The 26,281-nt window shown below is 65.9% G+C and carries 24 protein-coding genes; 5 read left to right on the top strand and 19 right to left on the bottom strand.

Going from position 1 to position 26,281, the window contains the following annotated elements; genetic code table 11:
- Positions 1-23 precede the first annotated feature (23 nt).
- From ACE04A_RS24025 to ACE04A_RS24010, 4 genes are read right to left on the bottom strand one after another with little or no spacing between them, the layout of a single operon-like run.
- Positions 24-320, bottom strand: a complete 297-nt coding sequence (locus ACE04A_RS24025) for a YciI family protein (protein ID WP_006216052.1) — start codon at positions 318-320, stop codon at positions 24-26.
- A 12-nt stretch (positions 321-332) separates the two neighbouring features.
- Positions 333-608, bottom strand: coding sequence for a muconolactone Delta-isomerase (gene catC / locus ACE04A_RS24020; RefSeq protein ID WP_050450213.1), 276 nt, complete (start codon positions 606-608; stop codon positions 333-335).
- Between the two features lie 15 nt (positions 609-623).
- Positions 624-1,268: a 3-oxoacid CoA-transferase subunit B gene (locus tag ACE04A_RS24015; protein WP_050450214.1), complete on the bottom strand. Its 645-nt coding sequence runs from the start codon at positions 1,266-1,268 to the stop codon at positions 624-626.
- Entirely contained in the window at positions 1,265-1,954 is a 690-nt protein-coding gene (locus ACE04A_RS24010) for a 3-oxoacid CoA-transferase subunit A (protein ID WP_100854175.1), read from the bottom strand. Before ACE04A_RS24010 ends, ACE04A_RS24015 begins: the two co-directional genes overlap by 4 nt.
- A 194-nt stretch (positions 1,955-2,148) precedes the next feature.
- Between ACE04A_RS24010 and ACE04A_RS24005 the strand changes: the two genes are divergently transcribed.
- Positions 2,149-2,931 (top strand): IclR family transcriptional regulator, encoded by a 783-nt coding sequence (locus ACE04A_RS24005; RefSeq protein ID WP_259251513.1) that lies wholly within the window; start codon positions 2,149-2,151, stop codon positions 2,929-2,931.
- A 50-nt stretch (positions 2,932-2,981) separates the two neighbouring features.
- On the opposite strand, the gene ACE04A_RS24000 is transcribed toward ACE04A_RS24005, so the two are convergent.
- The 4 genes from ACE04A_RS24000 to ppc all read right to left on the bottom strand — a co-directional run bounded on the left by ACE04A_RS24000 (position 2,982) and on the right by ppc (position 9,292).
- Positions 2,982-3,710 (bottom strand): SDR family NAD(P)-dependent oxidoreductase, encoded by a 729-nt coding sequence (locus ACE04A_RS24000; RefSeq protein ID WP_448716728.1) that lies wholly within the window; start codon positions 3,708-3,710, stop codon positions 2,982-2,984.
- Between the two features lie 36 nt (positions 3,711-3,746).
- On the bottom strand, positions 3,747-5,087 hold the full coding sequence (locus ACE04A_RS23995) for a short-chain fatty acid transporter (RefSeq protein WP_279995391.1): 1,341 nt from the start codon (positions 5,085-5,087) through the stop codon (positions 3,747-3,749).
- Between the two features lie 187 nt (positions 5,088-5,274).
- Positions 5,275-6,210 (bottom strand): 3-hydroxyacyl-CoA dehydrogenase family protein, encoded by a 936-nt coding sequence (locus ACE04A_RS23990; RefSeq protein WP_279995392.1) that lies wholly within the window; start codon positions 6,208-6,210, stop codon positions 5,275-5,277.
- Positions 6,211-6,442: 232 nt separating this feature from the next.
- Entirely contained in the window at positions 6,443-9,292 is a 2,850-nt protein-coding gene (gene ppc / locus ACE04A_RS23985) for a phosphoenolpyruvate carboxylase (RefSeq protein ID WP_485820583.1), read from the bottom strand.
- Positions 9,293-9,464: 172 nt separating this feature from the next.
- On the opposite strand from ppc, the gene queC reads away from it, so the two are divergent.
- Positions 9,465-10,184 (top strand): 7-cyano-7-deazaguanine synthase QueC, encoded by a 720-nt coding sequence (queC, locus tag ACE04A_RS23980; protein WP_050450221.1) that lies wholly within the window; start codon positions 9,465-9,467, stop codon positions 10,182-10,184.
- A 58-nt stretch (positions 10,185-10,242) separates the two neighbouring features.
- Here queC and ACE04A_RS23975 read toward each other — a convergent pair whose 3' ends face one another.
- Both ACE04A_RS23975 and ACE04A_RS23970 read right to left on the bottom strand, forming a co-directional pair.
- Positions 10,243-11,433 (bottom strand): MFS transporter, encoded by a 1,191-nt coding sequence (locus tag ACE04A_RS23975; protein WP_448716724.1) that lies wholly within the window; start codon positions 11,431-11,433, stop codon positions 10,243-10,245.
- On the bottom strand, positions 11,430-11,975 hold the full coding sequence (locus tag ACE04A_RS23970) for a GNAT family N-acetyltransferase (RefSeq protein WP_100854183.1): 546 nt from the start codon (positions 11,973-11,975) through the stop codon (positions 11,430-11,432). Before ACE04A_RS23970 ends, ACE04A_RS23975 begins: the two co-directional genes overlap by 4 nt.
- Before the next feature lie 115 nt (positions 11,976-12,090).
- On the opposite strand from ACE04A_RS23970, the gene ACE04A_RS23965 reads away from it, so the two are divergent.
- From ACE04A_RS23965 to ACE04A_RS23955, 3 genes are all read left to right on the top strand, one after another.
- Positions 12,091-12,981: a LysR family transcriptional regulator gene (locus ACE04A_RS23965; RefSeq protein WP_438859710.1), complete on the top strand. Its 891-nt coding sequence runs from the start codon at positions 12,091-12,093 to the stop codon at positions 12,979-12,981.
- Positions 12,982-13,069: 88 nt separating this feature from the next.
- Positions 13,070-14,938: a dihydroxy-acid dehydratase gene (gene ilvD, locus ACE04A_RS23960; protein ID WP_259250770.1), complete on the top strand. Its 1,869-nt coding sequence runs from the start codon at positions 13,070-13,072 to the stop codon at positions 14,936-14,938.
- Between the two features lie 189 nt (positions 14,939-15,127).
- Positions 15,128-16,009: a LysR family transcriptional regulator gene (locus ACE04A_RS23955; RefSeq protein ID WP_259250768.1), complete on the top strand. Its 882-nt coding sequence runs from the start codon at positions 15,128-15,130 to the stop codon at positions 16,007-16,009.
- 151 nt (positions 16,010-16,160) lie between these two features.
- Here the strand turns inward: ACE04A_RS23955 and lpdA are convergent, their stop codons facing one another.
- The 9 genes from lpdA to ACE04A_RS23910 are packed head-to-tail and all read right to left on the bottom strand — an operon-like array spanning position 16,161 to position 26,168.
- On the bottom strand, positions 16,161-17,630 hold the full coding sequence (lpdA, locus tag ACE04A_RS23950) for a dihydrolipoyl dehydrogenase (protein ID WP_448716720.1): 1,470 nt from the start codon (positions 17,628-17,630) through the stop codon (positions 16,161-16,163).
- 11 nt (positions 17,631-17,641) lie between these two features.
- The gene (locus tag ACE04A_RS23945; protein ID WP_485820582.1) at positions 17,642-18,907 is read right to left on the bottom strand and encodes a pyruvate dehydrogenase complex dihydrolipoamide acetyltransferase; all 1,266 of its coding nucleotides are present in this window, start codon (positions 18,905-18,907) and stop codon (positions 17,642-17,644) included.
- A 10-nt stretch (positions 18,908-18,917) separates the two neighbouring features.
- The gene (locus tag ACE04A_RS23940) at positions 18,918-19,406 is read right to left on the bottom strand and encodes a VOC family protein (RefSeq protein WP_259250764.1); all 489 of its coding nucleotides are present in this window, start codon (positions 19,404-19,406) and stop codon (positions 18,918-18,920) included.
- Entirely contained in the window at positions 19,403-21,586 is a 2,184-nt protein-coding gene (locus tag ACE04A_RS23935) for an alpha-ketoacid dehydrogenase subunit alpha/beta (protein WP_448716717.1), read from the bottom strand. Before ACE04A_RS23935 ends, ACE04A_RS23940 begins: the two co-directional genes overlap by 4 nt.
- A 36-nt stretch (positions 21,587-21,622) precedes the next feature.
- Positions 21,623-22,411, bottom strand: a complete 789-nt coding sequence (locus ACE04A_RS23930; RefSeq protein ID WP_100854190.1) for an SDR family NAD(P)-dependent oxidoreductase — start codon at positions 22,409-22,411, stop codon at positions 21,623-21,625.
- Between the two features lie 37 nt (positions 22,412-22,448).
- Positions 22,449-23,216 (bottom strand): ABC transporter ATP-binding protein, encoded by a 768-nt coding sequence (locus ACE04A_RS23925; RefSeq protein ID WP_485820581.1) that lies wholly within the window; start codon positions 23,214-23,216, stop codon positions 22,449-22,451.
- Complete coding sequence (locus ACE04A_RS23920; RefSeq protein WP_448716715.1) at positions 23,213-23,965, bottom strand: ABC transporter ATP-binding protein; 753 nt, start codon at positions 23,963-23,965, stop codon at positions 23,213-23,215. The genes ACE04A_RS23925 and ACE04A_RS23920 overlap by 4 nt, the downstream gene beginning before the upstream one ends.
- A complete protein-coding gene (locus ACE04A_RS23915; RefSeq protein ID WP_438859517.1) occupies positions 23,962-25,230 on the bottom strand; it encodes a branched-chain amino acid ABC transporter permease in 1,269 nt (422 codons plus the stop codon). Before ACE04A_RS23915 ends, ACE04A_RS23920 begins: the two co-directional genes overlap by 4 nt.
- Positions 25,227-26,168 carry a branched-chain amino acid ABC transporter permease gene (locus ACE04A_RS23910; protein WP_050445589.1) on the bottom strand — a complete coding sequence of 314 codons (942 nt, stop codon included), beginning with the start codon at positions 26,166-26,168 and terminating at the stop codon, positions 25,227-25,229. The genes ACE04A_RS23915 and ACE04A_RS23910 overlap by 4 nt, the downstream gene beginning before the upstream one ends.
- Positions 26,169-26,281 lie beyond the last annotated feature (113 nt).

The raw sequence follows: 26,281 nt of genomic DNA, 5'->3' as shown, positions 1-26,281 counted from the left end.
GCGCAAGGCCCCCCGCGACAGGATTACAGGTGGCAGGTGCCGTCGACGTAGGCTTTGCGCCAGCGCGTGATGGTCACGCGGTCGAACAGATTGGCTTGCGAGAACGGATCGGCATCGATGAACTGTTGCGCGGCTTCGCGCGTGTCCAGGTCCACGATGTACAAACCGCCGCCCGCGTCCTTGCCGTCGTCTTGCAGCTTGGCGCCGCAGGCCAGCAGCAACTGCTTGTTGGCGTCCAGGTATTCCAGATGCGCCGCGCGATGCTGCTGGCGCACTTCCTGGTGGTTGGGCTTGTCGAAGGTTTCGATGATGTAGGGCATGGAAGGCTCCGGTCAGATCGCCGAGGGGTGGCGCGCCAGCGCCGTGACGTTGATGTCCATGTACGGAAACAGCGGCAGCGACGACAGCAGCGTGTGCAGCTCGTCATTGCTTTCGACGTCGAAAATGCTGACGTTGGCGTAGCGGCCCACCACGCGCCACAGCTCTTTCCACTTGCCGTCGCGTTGCAGTTGTTGGGCCAGCGCCTTTTCGTCCGCCTTCAGTTTGTTGGCTTGCTCGGCCGGCATGTCGACGGGCAGGTTGACTTGCATTTGAACCATGAACAGCATGATGAGGGCTCCTGATTAGCGGGAAAATTTCAGCGGCAGGCCGGTCAGGGCCAGCAGTTCGTCGGCGGTGACGTCGCCGAAGATATCGGTGACGGTCACGCCGTCGGCGCGGATATCGAAGACGGCAACGTCCGTGTACACGCGTGATACGCAGCGCACGCCCGTCAGCGGATACGTGCAGGCCTCAACCAGCTTGCTCTGGCCTTCGCGCGTTTGCAGTTCCATCATCACGAAGACGTCTTTGGCGCCGATGGCCAGGTCCATCGCGCCGCCCACGGCGGGGATGGCGTCGGGCGCGCCGGTGTGCCAGTTGGCCAGGTCGCCGTGTTGCGACACCTGGAAGGCGCCCAGCACGCAGATGTCCAGATGGCCGCCGCGCATCATCGCGAACGAGTCGGCGTGATGGAAGAACGAGCAGCCCGGCAGTTCGGTCACGGGCTGCTTGCCGGCGTTGATCAGGTCGTAGTCTTCTTCGCCCTTGGCCGGCGCGGGGCCCATGCCCAGCATGCCGTTTTCGGTATGCAGAATCACTTCGCGGTCAGCCGGCAGGTGGTTGGCCACCAGCGTGGGCAAGCCGATGCCCAGGTTGACGTAGGCGCCTTCGGGAATGTCCTGCGCGACGCGGGCGGCGATCTGGTCGCGGGTCAGTTTGGTGCTCATTTCTGCTCCTTGGCGGCCGGGGCGGCGTCGATCTGCACGACGCGCTGCACGAAGATGCCGGGGGTGACGACGGTTTCGGGGTCCAGCGTGCCCAGTTCAACCACTTCGCGCACTTGCGCCACGGCCACGCGCGCGGCGCTGGCCATGATGGGGCCGAAGTTGCGGGCCGTCTTGCGGTAGACCAGGTTGCCCCAGCGGTCGCCGCGTTCGGCCTTGATCAGCGCGTAGTCGGCGTGCAGCGGATATTCCAGCACGTAGTGGCGGCCATTGATCTCACGCACTTCCTTGCCATCGGCCAGCGGGGTGCCGTAGCCGGTGGGCGAGAAGAACGCGCCGATGCCGGCGCCCGCCGCGCGGATGCGCTCGGCCAGGTTGCCTTGCGGCACCAGTTCCAGCTCCAGCTTGCCGCTGCGGTACAGGCCGTCGAAAATCTGCGAGTCCGCCTGGCGCGGGAACGAGCAGATGATCTTGCGGACGCGGTTCGCGCCCAGCAGGGCGGCAAGGCCCGTGGTGCCGTTGCCGGCGTTGTTGTTGATGATGACCAGGTCTTTGGCGCCCTGTTCGAGCAGGGCGTCGATCAATTCCATGGGCTGGCCGGCAGTGCCGAAGCCGCCGATCATGACGGTGGCGCCGTCGGGTACGTCCGCCAGGGCGGCCGCCGCGCTTGAAACAAGCTTAGAGATCATGATGTTCGCTCATAGGTGGCGTGTCATAATTTGTTCTTCATTAGAACTTTCGTTCTGCTGAAGAACATCGTTTCATGGGGACCGCACAGCGTCAAGGCAGGCCGACGCATGACGATCCTCCATCGTTTGGCGTTGCCCGCAACGGCAACGAACGGCTCGCCAGCGGCGAGCTTTTTACTCTTGGGACCCACCGGATGGCCGAGCTCGACCCCCAACAACCCAGTGACAGCTACGTGCAATCTTTCGCGCGCGGCCTGTCGGTGATCCGGGCATTCGGCCCCGGCCGTTCGCAGATGACGCTGTCCGAAGTGGCTGCCGTTACCGGGCTGACCCGTGCCGGCGCGCGTCGCATCCTGCTGACCTTGGAGCACCTGGGCTACGTCACCGTCGACGACCGCAAGTTCGAGCTGACGCCGCGCATCCTGGAACTGGGTTACGCCTACCTGTCCGGCACGCCGCTGTGGAACCTGGCGCTGCCGTACATGGAAGAAGTGGCCGAGCAGACGCGCGAATCGTGTTCGGTGTCGGTGCTGGAAGGCGCCGACATCGTCTACATCCTGCGCCTGTCCACGCACAAGGTGATGACCATCAACCTGGCCGTGGGCAGCCGCCTGCCGGCGTGGGTGACGTCGATGGGCCGCGTGCTGCTGGCCGGCCTGCCGGAAGCGGAACTGGACCGGGTGCTGGCCATGAGCCAGATCCAGCCCTACACCCCGCAAACGGTTACCGACATCGCCGAGCTCAAGCGCCTGCTGGCCGGCGTGCGCGCCGATGGCTACGCCTGCGTGGCGCAGGAACTGGAGCCCGGTTTGCAATCGGTGGCCGTGCCCATTGTTGACCGCAGTGGTCGTGTGATTGCCGCGATGAACGTCAGCGGGCAGTCCAACCGCTTTACGCGCGAGGCCATGCTGGACGCCTTCCTGCCGCCCTTGCGCCGCGCCGCCGACCAGATCAACCACGCACTGCTGCGCCGCTAGTTGCGGCGGGCAGGCGCGAAGGTCAAGGTGGGCGGCCATGGCGCGCGCGCTCAGATGGGGGCGACGCCCAGCGTCGTGCCGCCACACACATACAGCATCTGGCCCGTCACGAAACCGTTGTCCGGCGACAGGAAGAACATGGCGGCGCGCGCCACGTCTTCCGGCGTGCCCAGGCGCTTGACGACGATGCTGTTGATGATGCGTTCGGTTTGCGGAGCGCCCGCCGGATTGCTCTTGGTGAAGAGGTCGGTGGCGATGGGGCCCGGGCCGATGGCGTTGACGGTGATGCCGTCGCCACCCAGTTCCATGGCCAGCGTGCGCGTCAGGCCCACCAGCCCGGCCTTGGTGGCCGAATAAACCACGCGATCCGGCTTGCCTAAAGCGGCGCGCGACGACATGTTCACGATGCGGCCAAAGCCGGCTTCGCGCATGGCGGGCAGCGCGGCCTGCACCAGGATCAGCGCGGTGCGCAGATGCAGGTTCACCACATAGTCCAGATCCGCCAGGGTGGCCGTGTCGGCCGTGCCCGGGCGGGTGGCGCCGGCGTTGTTCACCAGGCCCACGATGTTGTAGGCGCTGGTGACTTCGGCGGCGACTTCCTTCGTGCGCGCGTCATCGGTCAGATCGGCCTGATACGAGACCAGCCCGGCCGGCGGATTCTCGGGCAGGCGGTAGTCAATGTTGACCACTTTATGGCCCGCATCCAGCAGCATGCGGATGATGGCGGCGCCAATGCCGGCGCTGCCGCCGGTGACGAGATACGCAGTCGGTTTGCTCATATCGGTTTCCAGTCTGTTTGAGGTAAGCGCGTGGGATCAGTGCGTGGCGTAGCCCCAGGCCAGCACGGCGGTGATGTGGATCACGCCCACCCACAGCATCATGATGACGGTGTAGCCCATCACGTCGCGCAGCTTCAGCTTCGACAAAGCCAGCGCCGGCAGGATCCAGAAAGGTTGCACCAAGTCGTTCCAGGCATTGCCCAGCATGACGGCCATGGTCGTCTGGTTCATCGCGCTGCCGATTTCCTTGGCCGCGTCGATCATGAACGGACCCTGGATCACCCAGTGGCCGCCGGCGGACGGTGCGAAGAAGTTGATGAAGAACGAGCTGATCAGGCCCCAGAACGGCAGCGTGGCCGGCGTGGCGAAGTCAACGAACACTTGCGAGATCGACGTCACCAGGCCCGACGCGGCCATGATGGCCATGATGCCGGCGTAGAACGGGTATTGCAGGATGATGCCGGAGATCGTCTTGATGCCTTCGGTCAGCTTGGCCACGTAGGCGGCCGGCGTGCCCAGCAGGATGATGCCCAGGAACAGGATGATGAAGTTGATCAGGTTCAGGTCCAGCGAGCCGCCGTCCATGAAGTGGAACGTGACGTAGGCAATGCCCAGCGCGCCGATCAGCATGCTCAGGATGCGGCTGTTGTTCAGCTTCGAGGCGATGGTGCCTTTTTCCAGCATGTCTTCGCTGGCGTTGGAAGCGTTGGCGTCGCGGTCGATGCCCGGGTCCACTTCAACAATCTTCTCGCCCTTCTTCGGGTGCAGCCAGGCGTTCAGCAGCGGCAGCGTGATGATGATGACCAGGCTGGTGATCAGCATGGGCACCGAGAAAATGGTTTCCGACAGCGGGATGGTGCCCATCTGCTTGGCGGTGGGGTGGCCGGGGGTGGCGACCAGCACGGGGATGCTGGCCGACAAGCCCAGGCCGTACATGGTGAAGCCGCTATAGGCCGCCGCGATGATCAGCGGGTAGTGCACGCCCTTGACCTTCAGCGCCAGCTTCTTGGCGACGATGCCGCCAATGACGAGGCCAAAGCCCCAGTTCAGGTAGCTGCCCACGCCGCCGACCAGGGTCGCGACGATGATGGCGGTGTGCGGCTTGTGCACGTGGCTGACGATGCGGTTCAGCAAGCGGTCGGTCAGCGGCGCGGTGGCCAGCACGTAGCCCATGGCCAGAATCACGGCCATCTGGGTCGTGAAGGCCAGCAGGCTCCAGAAGCCCTTGCCCCAGGCGCGGGTCACGTCGCCGATGCTCTGGCCTTCAATGCCCATGGCCAGCAGCACGGTCAATAGCGTCAGTGCAATCGCGAAAACAAAAGGATCCGGCAGATACTTGCGCATCAGCTCGGTAAAGAATGAAGCCAGTTTATTCATGGTGCCTCCAACAACTCCGTAGGCGGTTCTCTAGTGTCTGGTCCCGGGCGTCATCGGGTGGCGATGCGCGGGTAGACCGACGATTGGTTTCTTTGTGTGGTGGGGCTCGTGGCCCGATGGCGCGGTGGGCGTGGCCCCCGCGCCTTATCTGTCTTGAATTCGATTGCGGCGTCGGAAAAAAGCGCCGTCAGGTGTCGCCGGCCTTGCTGTTCAGCCAGGCAGCCAGTTCGCCCAGCGCGGCGCTTTTCTCGCGCAGCACGCGCTCGCGGCGCTCGGGGCTCCAGGTGTAGAAACCCTGGCCGCTCTTGGCGCCGATCTGGCCGCTGTCGACCTTGCTTTTCAGCAGGTCGGACGGCTCGGTGCGGTTTTCCAGGTCTTTGTACAGGTAGCTGGCAATCGCGTAATGCACGTCGATGCCGTTCATGTCGCGCTGTTCCAGCGGGCCCGACAGGGCCAGGCGGATGCCCAGGCTCCACTTGACCACTTCGTCGATGTCTTCGGCGCTGGCCACGCCCTTTTCCAAGAGCGAAATGGCTTCGCGGGCCAGGGCGTGCTGGATGCGGTTGGCGATGAAGCCGGGGATGTCCTGGCGCACCAGCACCGGCCGCTTGCCGGCAAAGCGCAAGGTCGCCATGACTTGGGCGACGGTGGCTTCCGAGGTGTCGTCGTTGCGCACCACTTCAACCAGCGGAATGACGTCGGCCGGCGTGAAGAAGTGGGTGCCCACGAAGCGGTCGCGTCGCGCCACGGCGCTGGCGATCGCGTTGATGGACAGGCCTGATGTGTTGGTGGCGAACAGCGTGTACGGCGCGCACAGCGCGTCAAGCTTGGCGAAGATGCCGCGCTTGAGTTCCAGGTTTTCCGGTACGGCCTCGATCACCAGTTCGCAGTTCGCGGCGGCTTCCAGGCCCGGTTCCATGCGGATGCGCTGGAGCGCTTCCTGGACCTGGGTGGGGGCGTAGACGTTCAACTGGCGGTCGATGACGGCGCGGGCGCGGTCCAGCGCGCCTTCCATCGGGTCGATCAGGACGATGTTCAGTCCCTTCGACGCGAACAAGGCGGCAATGCCGCTGCCCATGGCGCCTGCGCCGATGACGGCCAGATTCTTGAGGGGAGTATCCATGACGGTTCGCTTGATGCTTGCAGGCGAACGGGACGGGCGGGCACACGGGGGAATCAGGGGGCAACTCTGTCTCTTCCGGGATGCCTTTCCGTGCCGCTCGGCCGGAAAAATCGTTTTGTTCTAACTACGAACATTTGTGCGTACTTAGAATTTCTGTCAGGGATAGTACTAAAAGTCGCCAGGGGTGGACAAACCGGCATCAGCGGGTGTTCGGCAGGTGGACGCTGCCCGCCTAGCCAGAATTGCGCAGCCCCGCCGCGATGCCGTTGATCGTTAAGTGAATCGCGCGCTGCACCCGCTTGTCGACGTCCGCCTCGGGATGCTTCTGCGCCGCGCGGTGGCGGCGGATCAGGTCGATCTGCAAATAATTCAAGGGATCGATATACGCAAAGCGTTCGCGCAAGGAATCTTGCAGGGCCGGGTTGTCGGCCAGCAGTTCGCGCTGGGTCAGCAGCTTCAGCATGGCCAGCGTGCGGCCATGTTCGGCGCTGATCATGCCGAACACGCGCTCGCGCAGCGCGCGCTGCGGCACCAGTTGCGCGTAGCGCGCGGCGATGGCCAGGTCGGACTTGGCCAGCACCATTTCCATGTTGGACAGCAGCGTGCGAAACGCCGGCCACTCGCGCGCCATCTCGCGCAATTGCGTCAGGCGAGCGCGGCGCGAGCGGGGGGCGTCGGGGGCGCCCGTTTCCAGATAGGCCTCGATGGCCGAACCCATGCCGTACCAGCCGGTCAGCATCAGCCGGCATTGCGCCCACGAAAAGCCCCAGGGAATGGCGCGCAGGTCTTCAATGCGCTGGCCCTTCTTGCGGGAAGCCGGGCGCGAACCGATGTTCAGGCCCGCGATTTCGCTGATGGGGGTGGCGGCGAAGAAGTACTCGGCAAAGCGCGGCGTGTCGTAGACCAGGCCACGGTAGGTGCGCTGTGCGGTTTCCGACATGAACGACATCGCCGGGCCGTGCTGCGCCATGTGCGCGTCTTCGGCGCTGGTGGCCTCGGCGCGCGGCGCCAGGCTGGATTCCAGCGTGGCCGCCACCAGCAGTTCCAGATGCCAGCGGCCCACCTCGGCGTCCTTGTACTTGCTTTGGATGACTTCGCCTTGCTCGGTCAGGCGGATCTGGCCGGCCACGGTGCCCGGGGGCTGCGCCAGGATGGCGTCAAAGCTTGAGCCGCCGCCGCGCCCCACCGAGCCGCCGCGTCCGTGGAACAGGCGCAGCCGCACGTTACGCGACGAAAACACATCCACCAGCGCGCGTTCGGCCTGGTACAGCGACCAGTTCGACGTGAGGAAGCCGCCGTCCTTATTGCTGTCTGAATAACCCAGCATGACTTCCTGCGCGCCGTTCTGCGCCTGCTTCACGCGCTGGCGCACTTCGGGCAGGTCCAGCCAGGCAGCCATGATGTCGGCGCCGCGCTGCAAGTCGGGAATGGTTTCGAAGAGCGGCACCACCATCAGGCCGTCTTCGGGGGCGATGTCCTGGCCGGCCGGCGCGATCAGGCCGGCTTCCTTTTGCAGCACCATCACTTCCAGCAGGTCGCTCAAGGTTTCGGTATGCGACACGATGGTCTGGCGCACCGCCTGCTTGCCATAGCGCGCGCGGCCGGCGGCGGCGGCGCGCAATACGGCGAGTTCGCGCGTGGTGTCTTCGCTGTAGGCGATCCAGGGCGAGGCCAGCGGGCGTGCCTGGGCCAGTTCGGCGCGCAAGAGCGCCACGCGCTGGTCTTCGTCCAGCGACAGGTAGTTCAGCGGCTTGCCCTCGTGCTGGACGCCGGCGCGTTCGAACAATTCGGCCAAGGCGTTTTCATGCACGTCTGAGCTTTGGCGCAGGTCGACAGTGGCCAGGTGGAAACCGAACACCTCAATGGCCTGTTGCAAGCCGGACAGCCGCAGCTTGGCCAGCGGCGAACCATGGTGCGCGGCTAGCGACGCGGCGATGACGGCCAGGTCGGCCGACAGTTCTTGCGGCGCCTGGTAGGCGGGCGCCGCCACGGTGCTGCGGCGCGCCAGGTTCTGCCCGGTCAGCGCCTGGGCGGTGGCGGCCAGGCGGGCGTACACGCCGACCAGCGCGCGGCGGTAGGGCTCGTCGCGGCGGTGCGGGGAATCGTCGCCGCTGTTGTCGGCCAGCGCCAGCAATTCCGGGTCGGCCGAAATCAGCATGGTGGTGATCGACAGTTCCGCGCCCAGCGCGTGCACCTCTTGCAGATAGTGTTCGAACAGCACGGTGGCCTGGCGCAGCAGCGCGCGCTCCAGTGTGCCGGCGTCCACATTGGGATTGCCGTCGCGGTCGCCGCCGATCCAGCTACCCATGCGCAGGAACGGTTCCAGCGGCGGGGGTGGGGCGGCAAACGGCTTGGCGGTTTCGCGGTTCAAGAGCTTGGACAAATCCGCGTACAGGCGCGGGATGACTTGCAGAAAGGTGCTGCGGTAGTACGACAGCGCGTTTTCGATCTCGTCGGCCACCGTCAGGCGCGTGTAGCGCAGCATGCGGGTCTGCCACAAGGTGGCCACGCGGCCAAGCAGCGCGGCATCCAGTTCGGCCAGCTCTTCCGGCGTCAGCGGGTTGCCGCGCTGGGTCAGCGCGGCGGCAATTTCGCGGTGCACGTCCAGCGTGCTCTTGCGCTGCACTTCGGTGGGGTGCGCGGTCAGCACCGGCACCACGCTGGCATCCGCCAGCAGCCGGCGGATGCGGGCCACGCCTACGCCTTGCTTGCCCAGCGTCTGCACGGCGTCGCGCAGGCTGCCGCGCGGGGCGGTGTCGCCGGCCAGCGCGCGGGCGCGCTGATTGCGGTTCTGGTCGCGGTCTTCGGCAATGTTGGCCAGGTGCAGAAAGTAGCTGAAGGCGCGCGCCACCGAATTCGGGTCGTTGCCTTGCAAGCGCTTGACGCGCTGCTCCAGCAGCTTGCTGTCCGCCTCATTACCTTCGCGACGAAATTTCACCGCCGTGCGGCGCAGCGTTTCGATGGTGTCAAAGACACGCTTGCCTTCGCATTCTTCAATAACGGCGCCTAAAAAACGGCCTAGCAGCCGGATATCGTGGCGCAAGGGTTCTGCGGAGTCGGACTGCGGGCGAATGGCTTTCATCGGGCGGTGGATCCGTCGGGCTGAAGAAGGGAAAGAAAAAGGAAAGGCGTGGGCGTTGCGGCAAAACCAGGAAAATCGAACCGATTGATTTTACGCAGCGTTCCTTACGGGGACGCGCGTTTGTCTCGGTTAAAGTCCGTGATGTCCCTTCGTCTTTCTAGAAGCCCCCTTTATGCAAAATCATCAACGTCGCGCGCTCGTGCTGTTTTCGGGCGGCCAGGATTCCACTACTTGCCTGGCGTGGGCGCTGGACCGCTATGCCCATGTGGAAACGGTGGCGTTCGACTACGGCCAACGCCATCACATCGAACTGTCGGCCCGGCTGAACGTGCTGCGTGAAATCCGCGCCAACTTCCCCGACTGGGCGCCGCGCCTGGGTGAAGACCATCTGCTGGACCTGAAGGTGCTGGGCCAGGTGGGCGACACCGCCATGACCAGCGACCGCGCCATCGAAATGCAGGCCAACGGGCTGCCCAATACCTTCGTGCCGGGCCGCAACCTGCTGTTCCTGACGCTGGCGGCGGCGCTGGGGTATCGACGCCAACTGGATGTGCTGGTGGGCGGCATGTGCGAAACGGATTTTTCGGGCTACCCCGATTGCCGCGACGACACCATCAAGGCGCAACAGGTGGCGCTGGGGTTGGGGCTGGGGTCACGCATCACCATCGAGACGCCGCTGATGTGGATCGACAAGTCCGAAACCTGGGCGCTGGCGCATCAATTGGGCGGGGACGCCTTGGTGGACATCGTCGTTGAAGACAGCCACACCTGTTATCTGGGCGAGCGCGGCGCACGGCACGACTGGGGGTATGGCTGCGGCGAGTGCCCGGCGTGCAAGCTCCGGAAAATTGGCTGGGAAAAGTGGGTGGTGGCTTCCGCCGCTGAAGGCTGATTTTTTTCGGCGGCGCCGGTGTCAAGAACGGCTGCACGTTTGGCAATGGCTGCGAATCCTACGCGGCCATTGCCGTCACCCTGCCGATAAACCGCTTTCGCAATACCCAGGCCGCCGTGGCAATCGCGGCCGCCAGGACCACGGACATCGCCATGGCGGCGCGCGCGCCCTGCGTCTGGATCACAAACGCATACGCCACGGGCGCCGCGGCCGTCAGCAAGAAGCTGGGCACCAGCAGCGCACCGACCAGCGTGCCGTAGCTGCGGAAATCGAACAAGGCCAGCGGCAGCGTGCCGCGCGTGATCGTCAGCAGGCCGTTGCACGCGCCGTAGAAAAACGCATAGGCGGCGGTGGCATACAGGTTGCCGTTCGAGAACCAGCCCAGCACGAAGCAAAATGGCATCAGCGCGGTGACGGCCCAGTTCAGCGTCAACGGATGCAGCCGGGCGCCCACGGCCACATCCGCCATGCGCGCGGCGAATTGGCCGATGCCCCATAGCGCGGCCACGCCGGCCGCCGCCGCGCTGGCCAGGCCCACGCCGGTCAGCAAGGCGATCAGATGCGCGGCGGTGCCGGCCGCCAGGAAGTTGGTCACCATGGCGATCACGGCGTAAAGCGTGCCGGCCAGGCGGCGTTCGGCCAGGCTGCGGGTCAGGCCGGGGGTGTTGCTGTCGGCGGCCGTGGCGGGCGCGGCGTAGCGTTGGCGGGGCAGCGCCAGGTAAAGCGGCAAGGTGGCCAGGGCCAGCGCGGCATAGACCAGCACCGCGCCGCGCCAACCCAGCCAGGCGGCCAGTGCGTGACCCGCCGGCCACATTGCCGTGGACGACAAGCCCCCGAACAGCGTGATCTGCGACATCGCTCGCCGCGCCGTGGGACCGCCCGCCCGCGCCAACGCGGCAAAGGCAGCGTCGTACAGGCTTAGCCGCATGCCGATGCCCAGCAATAGCCAGGCCAGGTAGTACCAGACGACGGTATGCGCGGCGGCCAGCAGCACGCAACCGGCGGCGGCCACCATGGCACCCACCGGCATCACCACATGCCCGCCCCAGCGGTCCACCGCGCTGCCCGCCAACGGCGACACCAGCGCCATCGTCACGATGGCGGCGGAAAGCCCGCCATAGATGAGGGTGGCATCCCAGCCCAGGTCGGCCGTCATGGCCGGGCCGAACGCGCCGATCAGATAAAACGTCACGCCCCAGTTCACCAACTGGGTCAGACCCAGGCAGACGACGGCGCGCGGCCCGATCACGGGCGTTGCGGCGGCGTGCTGTCGCCTTCGCCCAGGCTGCGTTGCATCAGCACGGTATCGCGCCATTCACCATGCTTATGGCCCACCGAGCGCAGCGTGCCCACAGGATGAAAACCCTGGCTGGCGTGCAGCGCCAACGACGCGGCGTTGCGGCTGTCGCCCACCACCGCCAGCATCTGACGCCAACCCGCCGCGGTGCAGCGTGTGATCAGCTCAGCCAGCAGCTTGCCGCCGATGCCCAAGCCGGCCCGGCCGGCCTTGACGTAGACCGAGTCCTCGACCGTGTGGCGGTACGCCGGGCGCGGACGGTAAGGGGTGACGTAGGCATAGCCGACGACCTCGCCGTTGATCTCGGCCACCAGGTGCGGCATGTCTTTTTCCAGCACGCCCGCGCGGCGCTGCCGCATTTCGGCGATGGAAGGCGGCTCCAGCTCGAACGACGCGGTGCCGTGTTCGACATGGTGGGCGTAGATGGTCTTGATGGCGGGCAGGTCTGCTTCCGCGCTGTCGCGGATCAGGACGGTAGGGGTGGTGGGGGGCATAACAGGGCCGGCAGGTAGAAGGGAAAAAATCCAGCCGCCAGTGTGGTCCGAAATAAATCATAAATAAAGCTTTGGAAGATTATGATTTGCATAAGCAAAATTTTTGGTGGACGCCATGCGCGGCTTGAACCTGGACCACCTGCGCCTCTTCGCGCAGGTCATTGAGCTGGGCAGTTTCTCTGCCGCCGCCGAGCGCGGGGGCGTGACCCAACCGGCGGTCAGCCTGCAGGTGCGCCAGTTGGAAAGACGTTTTGGCTTGAAGCTGGTCGAGCGGGTCGGCCGCCGGGCCGGGCCGACGGCGGCGGGGCTTGAACTGCTGACCCATATCCGCGTGATCGACGCCGCGCTGGCGCAGGCCGAGCAGGCCATGACCGCGCATGCCTCGCAGGTGTCCGGCCGCATCCGGCTGGGCACGGGCGCCACCGCCTGCACCTATCTGCTGCCTCCCGTGCTGGCCCAGTTGCGCCGCCGCTTTCCCGCGCTGGACATTGTGGCCAGCACCGGCAACACGGCGGACATGCTGCGCGGGCTGGAGAGCAACACGCTGGACATGGGGCTGGTGACCTTGCCCGCGCCGGGCCGGATGTTCCAGGTGACGCCGCTCATGGAAGACGAATTCGTGGCCATCTTTCCCGCCCGCGACGCGGCCTCCATTCCCATTCAGGTGACGCCGCAGGCATTGGCGCCGTGGCCCCTGGTGCTGTTCGAGCCCGGCGCCCGCACGCGCCGTCTGGTGGATGACTGGTTCGAGGCGGCGGGCGTGGCGGCCAAGCCCTTCATGGAGCTGGGCAGTACCGAAGCCATGAAGGAGATCGTGGCGGCGGGGTTGGGCTGCGCGGTGCTGCCCAAGCTGGCGGTGTCGGGCGCGGGGCACCGCGATGCGCTGGCGGTGCATGCGCTGACGCCCCGCCTGTCGCGCGAGCTGGCCATCGTGATGCGCCGCGACAAGCCGCTTAGCCGGGGCCTGCGCCACCTGCAAGAGGCGCTGCTGGCGCTGCGGGAGTAAGGGTCCGGGCGGCTCGCGGGCAGCGCCGCCCCGATACAGCGTATTATTTAGCGTTTTGCCGCCACGCTAACAGCACTCGAGACAAATCATGCCGCACTACCGTTCCCGCACATCGACCCACGGCCGTAACATGGCCGGCGCCCGCGCCCTGTGGCGCGCCACTGGCATGAAGGACGGTGATTTCGGCAAGCCGATTATCGCGGTGGTGAACTCCTTCACGCAGTTCGTGCCGGGCCACGTGCACCTGCGCGACCTGGGCGCGCTGGTCGCCAAGGAAATCGAAGCCGCTGGCGGCGTCGCCAAGGAATTCAACACGATCGCCGTCGATGACGGCATCGCCATGGGCCACGGCGGCATGCTGTATTCGCTGCCGTCGCGCGAACTCATCGCCGACTCGGTCGAATACATGGTCAACGCGCACTGCGCTGACGCCATGGTCTGCATTTCGAACTGCGACAAGATCACCCCGGGGATGCTGATGGCCGCCATGCGCCTGAACATTCCCGTCGTGTTCGTGTCCGGCGGCCCGATGGAAGCAGGCAAGGTCAAGTCGCCCACCGACGGCAAGGTCATCGCCAAGATCGACCTGATCGACGCCATGATCAAGGCCGCCGACCCGAAGGTGTCGGACGCCGAAGTCGCCGAAGTGGAACGCAGCGCCTGCCCGACGTGCGGCTCCTGTTCCGGCATGTTCACCGCCAACTCGATGAACTGCCTGACCGAAGCCATCGGCCTGGCGCTGCCGGGCAACGGCACCATCGTGGCCACGCACGCATGGCGCAAGGGCTTGTTCGAGCAAGCCGGCCGCCTGGTCGTCGACCTGTGCCGCCGCTATTACGTGGAAGAAGACGAATCGGTCCTGCCGCGCAACATCGCCACCAAGAGCGCCTTCCAGAACGCGATGGCGCTGGACGTGGCCATGGGCGGCTCCACCAATACCGTGCTGCACTTGCTGGCTGCCGCGCAAGAAGCCGGCGTGGACTTCACCATGGCCGACATCGACCGCATTTCGCGCAAGGTGCCCTGCCTGTGCAAGGCGGCGCCCGCCACCGACAAGTACCACATTGAAGACGTGCACCGCGCGGGCGGCATCCTGGGCATCCTGGGTGAACTGGCGCGCGCCGATCTCTTGGACCTGTCTTGCGGCAACGTGCACAGCGGCACGCTGGGCAACGCCATCCAGCAGTGGGACGTGGCCGGCGGCGCAAGCGAAGAAGCGCAGAAGTTCTACCGCGCGGCCCCCGGCGGCATCCCGACCACGGTTGCCTTCAGCCAGGACGCCACCTTCCTGACGCTGGACACCGACCGCAAGACGGGTTGCATCCGCAGCAAGGAAAACGCGTATTCCAAGGACGGCGGCCTGGCCGTGCTGTACGGCAACCTGGCCGAGAAGGGCTGCATCGTCAAGACGGCCGGCGTGGACGAATCGCAATGGGTCTTCACGGGCCGCGCCCGCGTGTTTGAAAGCCAGGACGACGCCGTTGAAGGCATCCTGGGCGACAAGATCGTGGCGGGCGACGTGGTCGTGATCCGCTACGAAGGCCCCAAGGGCGGCCCGGGCATGCAGGAAATGCTGTACCCCACGTCGTACCTGAAGTCCAAGGGCTTGGGCAAGACCTGCGCGCTGTTCACCGATGGCCGTTTTTCGGGCGGTTCGTCGGGCCTGGTGATCGGCCACGCCTCGCCGGAAGCGGCCGAAGGCGGCACGATCGGCCTGGTGGAAGAGGGCGACGTGATCGAGATCGACATCCCGAATCGCAAGATGCACCTGGCCGTGTCCGACGAAGAACTGGCCCGCCGCCGCGCCGCGATGGATGCGCGCGCGGATGGTTGGGAGCCCGTCGGGCGTGAGCGTGTGGTGTCGCAAGCCTTGCAGGCTTATGCGGCGTTGGCCACGTCTGCCGATCGCGGCGCGGTGCGTGATCTGTCGCAGTTGAAGCAGAAAGCCAAGCGTTGATCGAGCGGGATTGATGCAGAAAGCGGCGCCCTTTTGGGGCGCCGTTTTTTTGGGCTGGCGCGGCGTCAGCGTTGATGCGGGATGCCGCTGCGGGGTATTGCTACGGGGTACTGCTACGGGGTACTGCATTAAAGCTGTAAATTCCCTACATAGCAGATAGGCTGTTTTTCAAGCGCAAGGACGCTTCATATGGCTTTGAATTCCGACGCATTGCGCGTGTTCCTGGGGGTGGTGGATGCCGGGTCGCTTAGCGCCGCCGCCGAACTCCTGGGCCAGACCGCATCAGGTGTCAGCCGCGCGCTGTCGCGGCTGGAAGAAGATTTGGGCGTGATGCTGCTGAACCGCACGACACGGCGCATGGAGCTGACGGAAGAGGGCGCGCATTTTCTGCCCAAGGCGCGGCAGATCGTTGCGTCGTTGGAAGAGGCCGAAGAGTGCATGCGCATGGTGCATCAGCGGCCGGCGGGACGCTTGCGGGTGGATGCGTCGGTGCCGGTGATGCTGCATTGCGTGGTGCCGCATGTAGGGGAATTCCGGCGCGAGTATCCCGAGATATCGCTGGAGCTGACCAGCAACGACCGCATCGTGGATTTGATTGAGCACCGAACAGATGTTGCGATCCGCATGGGTCCGCTGACGGATTCCACCCTGCACGCGCGCGTTCTACGGCCGTCGCCGCGCTGGATGATGGCAAGCCCTGAATACATCGCCCGGCATGGGGCGCCGGAAACGGTGGAGGATTTGGCCAAGCATGAGGTGCTGGGCTTTACACAGCCCGAAAGCCTGAACTTGTGGCCGCTGAAGCACGCGGGCGGGTCAAGTTATCAGGCGACGCCGACCTTGGCGACGTCAAGTGGGGAAACGCAACGGCAGTTGGCGTTGCGTGGGGTGGGCATCGCGTGTTTGTCTGACTTTGTGGTGCGCGAGGATATTGCGGCGGGACGGTTGGTGAAGGTGATGGAAGGGGTGTATAGCGATCAGTTGCAGCCGATGCACGCGGTGTACCACCGCAACACGCAGCTGTCGCGGCGGATTGCGTGTTTTTTGGATTTTTTTGCGGGGCGGGTTTGATGGGTTGCGCGCGATGGGTGGTTGCTTGCTTTTGGCGGTGATGTCGCGCTTCACCCATCCTACGGGGACCGGTCATTTGTAGGATGGGTGAAGCGCGCGCGGCGCGTCACCAATTGGCTAATGGTGATCGCGCGTAACCCATCATGCAAGCCTACCCATGCAACGCCCGCCCAAACGCGCTTAACACCGATTCATGCAGGGTCTCCGACAAGGTCGGGTGCGCGAAGACGGTGTGCATCAGATCTTCCTCGGTTGCTTCCAATGATGCTGCCACGCCGTACCCGGTGATCAACTCGGACGCTTCCGGGTGAATGATGTGCGCGCCCAGCAGTTCGCCTGATTTTGCGTCGAACACGGTCTTCACCAGGCCTTGGTCTTCGCCCATGGCGATGGCCTTGCCGTTGCCCGCGAAGCTGAATTTGCCGACGCGGATCTCGCTGCCGTGCGCCTTCGCGTGTTCGCGCGCGCGGGCTTCCGTCATGCCGATGCTGGCCACTTGCGGGTACGAATAGGTGCAGGCGGGAATGCGCAAGGGGTCGATGGCGTGCACGGATTTTCCGGCAATGGCTTCCACGCACAGCACGCCTTCGTGGCTGGCCTTGTGGGCAAGCCAGGGTGCGCCGGCCACGTCGCCGATGGCGTAGACGCCGGGCTCGGCGGTGCGGCAAAAACCATCGGTGACGATGTGGGTTTTCTCGACCTTTACGCGCGTCTTCTCCAGCCCCAGGTTTTCGACATTGCCGACGATGCCGGCGGCGACGATGACGCGGTCTACCTCCAGGTCTGTCTTCTTGCCTTGCTGCTCCAACGTCACCTTCACGCCCGTGTTGGTCAACGCAGACGCGGTGACGGCGCATTGCGTCATGACGCGGATGCCTTGCTTTTCGAATGCCTTGCGTGCCAACTGCGAAATTTCCGCGTCTTCTTGCGGCAGGATTTCGGGCGTCATGTCGATCAGCGTGACTTCAGATCCGATGGCGCGGTAGAAGCTGGCGAACTCCGCGCCGATGGCGCCTGCACCCACCACCAGCAAAGTCTTCGGAATCTCGGTGGGCATCAAGGCCTGGCGATAGGCCCAGATGCGTTCACCCACCGGCAACGCGGGTAGTTCGCGGGCGCGTGCGCCGGTTGCAAGAATGATGTGCTTGGCCGCCAGCGTGGTGCCGTTGTCGAGCGCCAGTTTGGTTGTCGGTAGCGTGCCGTTGTCGATCGACTGTTTGCCCGCCAGCGTCGTGCCGCTGTCGAGCGACAGCTTGCCCGCGCCCGCCAACGTGGCCGTGGCGGCAAACACCGTCACGCCGTTCTTCTTCATCAGGTGCGCAACGCCCTGGCCCAGCCGGCCCGCCACCTTGCGTGACCTTGCCACCATGGCGGCCAGGTCGGCGCGCGCCTCGCTGGAACCCGTCACGCCGTAGTGCGAGGCTTCCTGGCAGGCACGCAACACCGTCGCGCTGTGCAGTAGCGCCTTGGTGGGAATGCAGCCCCAGTTCAGGCAGATGCCGCCGAGCTCCGCGCGTTCCACCAGCGCCACCGACATGCCCAACTGCGCGGCGCGAATGGCGGCCACATAGCCGCCGGGACCGCCGCCCACGACGATCAGATCAAACTCGGTCTTCGTCATTGTGGCGGGCCTCACAGCAGAATCCGCACGGGGTTTTCGATCAGCGTGCGAAAGGCCGCCAGCCAGCGCGCTCCGACGGCGCCGTCCCCCGCGCGGTGGTCGGCCGCCAGGGTCACCGTCATGACGGTGGCTGCCACCAGCTCTCCGTTCTCGCCCACTACGGGGCGGCGTTCGGCCGCGCCCACGGCCAGGATGGCGGCCTGCGGCGGGTTGATGATGGCGGCGAACTGGGTGATGCCGTACATGCCCAGGTTGCTGACGGTCAGCGAGCCGCCGGTGAATTCCTCGGGTTTCAAACGGTTGACCTTGGCGCGGGCGGCCAGTTCGACGATCTCGGCGGCGATGGCGGACAGCGGCTTCACGTCGGCGTCGCGCACGATGGGCGTGACCAGGCCGCCGTCGGTGGCGACGGCCCCCGAGATGTCGGCGCCCGCGTGGTATTCGATGGCGTCGTCGTGCCAACTGACATTCACTTCAGGCACTTCGCGCAGCGCCAGCGCGGCGGCGCGCACGATGAAGTCGTTGACCGACAGCTTCACCGCGCCGCCATGATTGGCTTGCGACCGCAGCGCCAGCAGTGCGTCCATCTTGCAATCCACCGACAGGTAGAAATGCGGCACGTTCTGCTTGCTTTCCGTCAGGCGGCGGGCGATGGCGCGGCGCATGCCGGTGTGCGGCACGCGGCGGGCGGCCGGGCGGTTTGATGAGGCGAGGGCGGTGGTAGTGGCCAAACCGGATGCATCGGGCGCACGGTCGCGCGCGGCTTCGACGTCGCGGCGCACGATGCGGCCATGCGGGCCGGTGCCTGTCACGCCCAGCAGGTTCACATGCCATTGCGCGGCCAATCGGCGCGCCAAGGGGCTGGCGAACAGGCGTCCGCCGGGGACGGGAGTGTTGGCGGCGGGGGCAATGCCAGACGCGGATAGGATGGGCGCGGTGGGCGATCCAGCTCTGGGTTCCGTACTGCCCGACGATGCAACCGCCGCCGCCCCGCCATGTTCCTTCAACGCGCGATCAATCGCCGAGTCATCATCGCCGTCGGCCAGCAACACGCCAATCACCGTATTGATCGGCACCGCCGTCGCGCCTGCCGGGACCACGATGCGGCCCAGCACGCCCGCGTGTTCGGCGTTGATTTCGACAATTGCTTTTTCGGTTTCGATTTCCGCCAGCGCATCGCCGACGGCAACCGGGTCGCCTTCTTTCTTGAGCCACTGATGCAGGTTGCCGTCCGACGTATCGGCGGCAATTGAAGGGAGCTTGATAAGGTGAGCCACGATGTTCGTCCTAGTTTGCGGCGGCGGCCAGGTCGGGCCGGTAGGCGGCGGGATCGTCGTATTCGACCAGTTCCAGCACGTTGCCCTCGGGGTCGCGGAAGAACGCGAGCCAGGTGCCGGGGCGCACTTCCATCGGCGCGGGCGCGCTGTCGAACACCACGCCGCGCGCTTGCAGGCCGCGCACCACGCCGGCCAGATCACGCACGATGAAGGTCAGGTAGGTGGCGCCCTGGCGGTCCAGGATGGCCGCGCCGCGCACGGCGGCGTCAGGCGCCACGCTGGGTTGCAGCAGCTTGATGCGTTCGCCGTAAGGCGTCTGCAAGCGCGCCACGTCGTAGCCGTGCACGGTCAGCCCGGTAGCGCGCGCCTTGTCGGCAGGCACGCTCACGCGGTTCACCAGCGTCAGGCCGACGACGTCCGTGTAGAACGCCAGCAACGCGTCCAGGTCCTGGCAGCAGATGCCGACTTCCATCGGCACGGTCATGTGCAGTGCGCTCATGCCTGTTCTCCCAGATCGGCCAGCACATCGGCCAGGCCCGCCAGCACTTCCTCGGTGTCTGCGAACGCCGCGCGTTCCAGCACCTTCGAGATGCTGGGTGACGCTTCGCCGCCGGTGACGCGCTTGATCGGCTGATCCAGCCAATCGAAGTAGCGACGCTGAATCTCGTCGGACAGCATCGCGCCATAGGACGTGCCGCGCGCGCCTTGCTCCACGATCAGCACGTTGTTGGTCTTCTGGATGCTGGCGCCGATGGTGTCCCAATCGAGGCTGGCGCGGTCCAGCGTGCGCAGGTCGATCACTTCGGCGTCTACGCCTGCTTCCTCGGCCGCCTTGAGCGCGCGGCTGACCATCGACAGGTACGTCAGGATGGTGACCTTGCCGCCCTCGCGGCGCACGCGGGCGCGGCCAAACGGAATGGCGTAGTCCAGGTCGCCGTCGGCCACGTCGCCCGACGACGCATACAAGTCCACGTGTTCGATGACCAGCACCGGGTCCTTGGAGGCCAGCGCGGTGTTCATCAGGCCCACGTAGTCATACGGCGTAGAGGGCGCCACGATGCGCCAGCCCGGCGCGGTGGCGAAGATGCCGGCCGGGTCCATCGAATGCTGCGAGCCGTAGCCCGTGCCCATCGCGACCTTGGTGCGCAGCACGAAAGGCACGTCGATGTCGCCGCCGAACATGTGGCGGGCCTTGCCGATCTGGTTGAAGATCTGGTCGGCCGCCACCCACATGAAGTCGGGGTACATGAATTCAACGATGGGCTTGTAGCGCCCGTCCATCGCCAGGCCGCCGCCCAGGCCGGCGAAGGCGTTCTCGGAAATCGGGGTGCCCAGCACGCGGTCGGGATACTTGTCCTTCAGGCCGCGCGTGGCGCCGTTGGTGCCGCCCTTCAAGCGGTGCACGTCTTCGCCCAGCACCACGACGCCGGGGTCGGTTTCCATGCGACGGTCCAGCACGTCGGCCACCGCATCGACGAACTTGCGTTCGACCTTGGCGCCCGTGTAGTCGTCGGCGTCCTGGTAGCGCAGGTCGGCCAGCTCGGAACCATCACTGCGCAGGCCCACGTCGCGGAAGTCCGGACGTGGCCAGAGGTCGGCGCGCACGCGGCGCTTGCCGCCGTCAGCCGCTTCGGTCAGGCGGCTGCATACGTCTTTCATGACGTCCTTGCAGCGTTGGCGCAGCGCGTCCACTTCCGCTTGCGTGATCAGTTGGCGGCCGATCATTTCGGTGGCGATCTTGTCCAGGGGATCGCGACGGCGCCACTGGGCTTCTTCGTCCTTCGTGCGGTAGCCAAAGGCGCTGCCGGGAAACGGGCCGTTCTGGTGGAAGAAGCGGTACACGTCCACTTCCACGATGGTCGGGCCGTTGCCGGCGCGCATGTGCGCCACGGCTTCCGACATGGCCAGGTGCACGGCCAGCGGGTCCATGCCGTCGACTTTCCACGCCGGAATGTTGAAGGCCAGGCCGCGCGCCGACAGGCGCGGTTCGGCGGTGGACTCTTCCACCGTGGTGGACACGGCGTAGCGGTTGTTTTCGATGAAGAAGCACAGCGGCGTTTTCCACGCGGCGGTCAGGTTCATCGTTTCCAGCACGGACCCGATGTTCACCGCGCCGTCGCCGAAGTAGGTGACGGCCACGCGGTCGGTGCCCGCGTGCTTGTGCGCCCAGCCCGCGCCCGCGGCCAGCGGCACGCCGCCGCCCACGATGGCGTTGGTGCCCAGCGCGCCCGCTTCCAGCCAGCGCAGGTGCATGCTGCCCCCACGGCCCCGGCAATAGCCTTGCGCCAGGCCCATGATCTCGGCCAGCGTCTTTTGCAGGACTTCATCAATGGCGGGCGTGAGCGGGTTGCGCGGGTCCAGGCCCAGCGGGGCCACGTGTTGCAACGCCTTGGCCAGGAACTGGTGGTGCCCGCGATGCGAGCCGTTGATCTGGTCGCCCGCGCCCAGGGCCAGCACGGAACCGACCGCGCCGCCTTCCTGGCCCACGGACGAGTGCGCGGGGCCGTGCACCAGGCCTTCGGCGGCCAGGTCCAGCACGGCCTCTTCAAAGGCGCGTATCCAGTGCAACTGGGTGAGCATGGTGCCGAGCAGGGCGGGGTCCGCCTGCTGCCAGTCGCCGGCGTCAACCGTCAGTTGCCGCCAGGGCGCTTGGGACTCAAGCGGTTGGTAGGTGGCCATGAGTGTGTCTCCAGAATGTTTTTAGCGTCAGTGCGATTAAAGGTAGCTGTAGCGGCTCCAGCCGCCATCGGCCACCAGGGTGTGTCCGGTGATGTAGGCGGCCTGGCGCGATGCCAGGAAAACCGCCAGGTCGGCCATTTCGGCCGGCTGCGCCATGCGCCGCAGGGGCGTGCGCTGTTTCAGGCGTTCGGGGTCAAGACGGCCGCGCGCCGCCAGGTCGCGCACCAGGTCGGTTTCAACGTAGCCGGGCGCCAGCGCATTCACGCGCACCCCCATCGGGCCCCATTCCACCGCCAGTGTTTCGGTCAAGAGCACGACGGCGCCCTTGGTGGCGCAGTAGGCGGCGCGGTCGGGCGCGGCCACCACGCCGTACATCGAGGCCAGGTTGATGATGCTGCCCGAGCCGGCCGGCACCATGCGGCGGCCCGCCGCCTGCGCGCAAAGAAATACGCCCGTCAGGTTGATGTCCACGGCGCGGCGCCATTCATCCACGGTGACTTCCAGCGTGGGCTTGTTGGCGGAGATGCCGGCGTTATTGATCAATACGTCGATGCCGCCCCAGGCCTGTTCGACCTGGGCGAACGCGCGCTCGACCGCGTCGGCGTCGGTCACGGATGCCTGCACGGCCATGGCGTCGCCGCCCGCCGTTTTCAAGTCCGCCACGGCGGCGTCCAGCGCAGTGGCGTCCATGTCCAGCAAGGCCACGCGCGCGCCTTGGCGCACAAAGGCCTGCGCGGTGGAAAAGCCGATACCCTTGGCGCCGCCGGTAATGACGACGCGCTGGCCACGCAGCTCGCTGTGGATGACTTCTGTGGTGTGGTCCAAGATAGATGCCTGTAGAGGATTTGCGTACGGGCGGCGGTCAGACCGCCAGCCATTCCTGGACGACGTCCTGGCGCTCATGCAACTGCGCGGGCGGTCCTTCGAACACGATGCGGCCATGGCCCATGACGCTGACGCGCGTCGACACTTTCAGCGCAATCGTCAGCTTCTGTTCCACCAGCACGACCGACACGCCGCGCTTGTGGATATCGCGGATCACGTCGGCGATGACTTCCACGATCTTCGGCGCCAGCCCTTCGGTGGGTTCGTCGATCAGCATGACCTTGGGGTTGCCCAGCAGCGAACGGCACATGGTCAGCATCTGCTGTTCGCCACCCGACAGGTTGCCCGCGCGGGTGTTGCTGCGTTCCTTCAGGCGCGGGAAATAGTCGAACATCTGCGCGGCGGTCCAGTGCGGCGCGTCGTCGCGCTTGGGCTGTTCGCCCATGCGCAGGTTTTCGTCCACGGTCAGGTTGGCGAAGACCTCGCGTTCTTCCGGCACAAAGCCCAACCCGGCGCGCGCGATTTCAAAGGGGCGCTTGTTGGTGATGTCGCGCCCTTCAATGGCGATGCGGCCACCGGTCACGTCCACCAAGCCCATGATGCTCTTCAGGGTGGTGGAGCGGCCCGCGCCGTTGCGGCCCAGCAGGCTGACGACTTCGCCGCGTCCGATGGACAGGTCGATGCCATGCAGGATGTGGCTCTTGCCGTAGTGCGCATGCACGCCTTGCAGGCTGAGCAGGGGCGATGAAGGGGTTGGGTGCGGGGTTGGGTGCGCAGTTGGGTGCGCAGTTGCGTGAATGGTCATACCGTTTCCTCTCCCAGGTAGGCTTCGCGCACGCGGGCGTCGCCACGGATGGCGGCGGGCGTGCCGGTGGCCAGGATCTCGCCGTACACCAGCACGCTGATGCGGTCGGCCAAGGAAAACACCACCTGCATGTCGTGCTCGACGATCAGCAAGGTGCAGTCGCGCGTAACGTCCTTGATCAGTTCCACCGTGTAATCGACTTCGTGCTGCGACATGCCGGCCATGGGTTCATCCAGCAGGATGACCTTGGGGCGCGAGGCCAGCGTCATGCCGATTTCCAGCGAGCGCTGTTCGGAATAATTCAGGTCGCCCGCGGCGGTGTGTTGCTTGGGCGTCAGCCGCACCTTTTCCAGCAGACGGTCCACGTCTTCGTTCACCCCGCGGTTGCGCGCGATGGGGCGCCAGAAGTTGTAGACCAGCCCGTGCATGCGCTGCACGGCCAGGCGCAGGTTTTCACGCACGGACAGGCGCGGGAACACATTGGTGATCTGGAACGAACGCGCCAGCCCCAGCCAGTTGATGGCTTCGGGCGCCAGGCCGCCGATGGATCGCGAGCGCAGGCTGATGTCGCCCGAGGTGGGCGCGAACGAGCCTGACATCAGGTGAAACAGCGTGGACTTGCCCGCGCCGTTGGGGCCGATGACCGCATGGCGTTCACCGGCTTCGATCGCCAGGTTTACGCCCCGGATGATTTCCGCTTGGCCAAAGGACTTGCGCACATCGGTCAGGGTCAGGATCTCGTGGCTCATTTTGCGGGCTCCAGCACAGGGGCGGCATCGCCGTCGTTACGCCACAGGGCCAGCGCCCAGCGGCAGGCGGCCAGCCCGAAGGCGAACAGCGCTACAGGGACCAGCCAGGTCGACAAGGCCAGCGGCGCCCAGTCTTGGCCGAACAGCGTAATGGCGGGCCAGCCGGCGTCGGGGTTCATGGCCAGCAGCGAACGGTAGTCGCGCGCGAACATGCGTTGCAGCAGTTCCACCGAGAACACGGTGGCGGCAGTCAACAGCAGGCCGCCCGCCACCGATACCAGCGCGCGCGGCAGCCAGTTGGCCAGGCCGCGTTCACGCAGCGACTTGGCGGCGCGCTGCACCAGGCCCACCAGGCCATCGGGCACGAACAGCATCACCAGAACAAACAGAACACCTTGGTACAGCAGCCACGAGCGCGTGATGTCGGCCAGCGTCTGCGACAGGAACGTCAGCACGGCGGCACCCAGTACGGGGCCCAGAAATGCATTCACGCCGCCGATGTAGGCGAACAGCACGGCGTCGGTGGACAGCTTGACCTCAAACAGCACGTAGTTGCCGGCTTCGATGTTCAAGGCCTGCAAGCCGCCCGCGATGCCGGCGAACATGGCCGACAAGGCAAACACCATGGTCTTGAGCGTGTGCGGGCGGTAGCCCAGGTAGCGCAGGCGGTTGGCGTTTTCGCGCAGGCCCAGCGTCAAACGGCCCAGCGGCGTGCGGGTCAGGCCGTACAGCGCGGCAAGCGAAATCAGCACCCAAGCCAGCACCAGGAAGTACACCTCGATGTCGGAACCAAAGGTAAAGCCCCAGGCCGGCATGCGCATGGCGGACACGCCCGCTTCGCCGCCGAACACACCTTTCAGGTGCGGCGCCAGCGCGTGCAGCAGTTCGGCCAGCGCCAGCGTGATCATCGAAAAGTACACGCCCGAACGCATGGTGGCGAACCAGCCGGCGACTAGCCCGAACAACAGCCCGGCCACGCCGCCCACCAGCGGCATCAAGGGCGTGGGCAACAGGCCCGCGCCGCCCAGGGCATTCATGGCGTGGATGGTGGCGAAGGTGCCCACGCCGAAGTACGCGGCATGGCCGAAGGACAGCATGCCGCCCTGGCCGGCCAGCAGGTTGAAGGCGCAGGCGAAGAGCGCGGCAATCAGCATCTGCACGGCGGCCACCAACTGGCCCGGGGGCAGCAGCCAGGGCAAGGCGCACAGCGCGGCCACGCACAGGGCCAGCAGCAAGGCGCTGGAAGCAAGACGGGTGTGGCTCATGCTTGCTCTCCCTTCAGTCCCGACGGCTTGACCAGCAGCACCACCAGCATCAGCAGGAAGGGCAGGGTGGCCGCCAGGCTGGACACCTTCACGGTCATCAGGCCGCCCACGCTTTCGGCCCATTCACCCGCGCCGAACAGGCCGAAGAGCGACGCGAGGCTGGCGTCGATACCGACCGAGAACGAACTGATCAAGCCGATCAGCAACGAGGCGATCATGGCGCCTTCCAGCGAGCCCAGCCCGCCCACGACGACCACCACGAACACCAGCACGCCCAATTCAAGCGCCATGTTGGGGTTGGTGGTGTAGAACGCGCCCGCCACGGCGCCGGCAAGGCCGGCCATGGCCGCGCCCACGCCGAACACGCTCATGAAGACGAGCGGCACGTTGTGGCCCAGCGCCTCGGCCATGCGCGGCCGGTAGATGGCCGAGCGCACGACGATGCCCACGCGGGTGCGCGACAGCAGCAGGTAGATGACGGCGAACATCGCCAGCGACACGCCGCCCATCAAGAGGCGGTAGAAGGGGTAGTCCGCGTCGAACACACGGAAGGCCGCGAAGTTCAGGAATTGGGGAACGCGGTAGTCAACGGGGAAGTCACCGTAGAACAGCTTGATGAGCTCGGCCACGATGAAGGCCAGCCCGAAAGTGACCAGCAGTTCCTGCGCATGGCCGAACTTGTGGACGCGGCGCAGGAAAAAGCGTTCCACGCCCATGCCCAGCACGCCCGCGATAAGGGTGGCCAGCACCAGCGCCGTCCAGAAGCCGGTGACGGGCGAGAGCGTATAGGCGGCGTAGGCGCCGATCATGTAGAACGAGGCGTGCGCGAAATTCAGCACGCCCATCATCCCGAAAATCAGCGTCAGGCCCGCCGACACCATGAATAGCAGCAGGCCGTAGATCACGCCGTTCAACAGCGAGACGGTAAAGTATTCCATGTCTGATCCATCATTCTTGCGTCAAGACGGCGGGGCGTGTTGCGAGCCGGCCCGCGCCGGGGGAGCATGTTTTTTTTGGGGGGTGTGGTGGTGGGTTGCGCGCGGTTATCGAA

It is taken from the genome of Achromobacter colocynthidis (assembly GCF_057334535.1).
Note: the sequence above shows the minus strand (reverse complement) of the source record. Positions and strands in the feature narration are given on the sequence as shown.

Bases quoted from the DNA above. Each gene is read 5' to 3' on its own strand.
- ACE04A_RS24000 (WP_448716728.1), bottom strand. From the start codon at position 3,710: ATGAGCAAACCGACTGCGTATCTCGTCACCGGCGGCAGCGCCGGCATT.
- catC (WP_050450213.1), bottom strand. From the start codon at position 608: ATGCTGTTCATGGTTCAAATGCAAGTCAACCTGCCCGTCGACATGCCG.
- ACE04A_RS23935 (WP_448716717.1), bottom strand. From the start codon at position 21,586: ATGGCCACCTACCAACCGCTTGAGTCCCAAGCGCCCTGGCGGCAACTG.
- ACE04A_RS23920 (WP_448716715.1), bottom strand. From the start codon at position 23,965: ATGAGCCACGAGATCCTGACCCTGACCGATGTGCGCAAGTCCTTTGGC.
- ACE04A_RS23965 (WP_438859710.1), top strand. From the start codon at position 12,091: ATGCGCGGCTTGAACCTGGACCACCTGCGCCTCTTCGCGCAGGTCATT.
- ACE04A_RS24015 (WP_050450214.1), bottom strand. From the start codon at position 1,268: ATGAGCACCAAACTGACCCGCGACCAGATCGCCGCCCGCGTCGCGCAG.
- ACE04A_RS23915 (WP_438859517.1), bottom strand. From the start codon at position 25,230: ATGAGCCACACCCGTCTTGCTTCCAGCGCCTTGCTGCTGGCCCTGTGC.
- ACE04A_RS23925 (WP_485820581.1), bottom strand. From the start codon at position 23,216: ATGACCATTCACGCAACTGCGCACCCAACTGCGCACCCAACCCCGCAC.
- ACE04A_RS23970 (WP_100854183.1), bottom strand. From the start codon at position 11,975: ATGCCCCCCACCACCCCTACCGTCCTGATCCGCGACAGCGCGGAAGCA.
- lpdA (WP_448716720.1), bottom strand. From the start codon at position 17,630: ATGACGAAGACCGAGTTTGATCTGATCGTCGTGGGCGGCGGTCCCGGC.
- ACE04A_RS23995 (WP_279995391.1), bottom strand. From the start codon at position 5,087: ATGAATAAACTGGCTTCATTCTTTACCGAGCTGATGCGCAAGTATCTG.
- ilvD (WP_259250770.1), top strand. From the start codon at position 13,070: ATGCCGCACTACCGTTCCCGCACATCGACCCACGGCCGTAACATGGCC.
- queC (WP_050450221.1), top strand. From the start codon at position 9,465: ATGCAAAATCATCAACGTCGCGCGCTCGTGCTGTTTTCGGGCGGCCAG.
- ACE04A_RS24010 (WP_100854175.1), bottom strand. From the start codon at position 1,954: ATGATCTCTAAGCTTGTTTCAAGCGCGGCGGCCGCCCTGGCGGACGTA.
- ACE04A_RS23990 (WP_279995392.1), bottom strand. From the start codon at position 6,210: ATGGATACTCCCCTCAAGAATCTGGCCGTCATCGGCGCAGGCGCCATG.
- ACE04A_RS24025 (WP_006216052.1), bottom strand. From the start codon at position 320: ATGCCCTACATCATCGAAACCTTCGACAAGCCCAACCACCAGGAAGTG.
- ACE04A_RS23955 (WP_259250768.1), top strand. From the start codon at position 15,128: ATGGCTTTGAATTCCGACGCATTGCGCGTGTTCCTGGGGGTGGTGGAT.
- ACE04A_RS23910 (WP_050445589.1), bottom strand. From the start codon at position 26,168: ATGGAATACTTTACCGTCTCGCTGTTGAACGGCGTGATCTACGGCCTG.
- ACE04A_RS24005 (WP_259251513.1), top strand. From the start codon at position 2,149: ATGGCCGAGCTCGACCCCCAACAACCCAGTGACAGCTACGTGCAATCT.
- ppc (WP_485820583.1), bottom strand. From the start codon at position 9,292: ATGAAAGCCATTCGCCCGCAGTCCGACTCCGCAGAACCCTTGCGCCAC.
- ACE04A_RS23940 (WP_259250764.1), bottom strand. From the start codon at position 19,406: ATGAGCGCACTGCACATGACCGTGCCGATGGAAGTCGGCATCTGCTGC.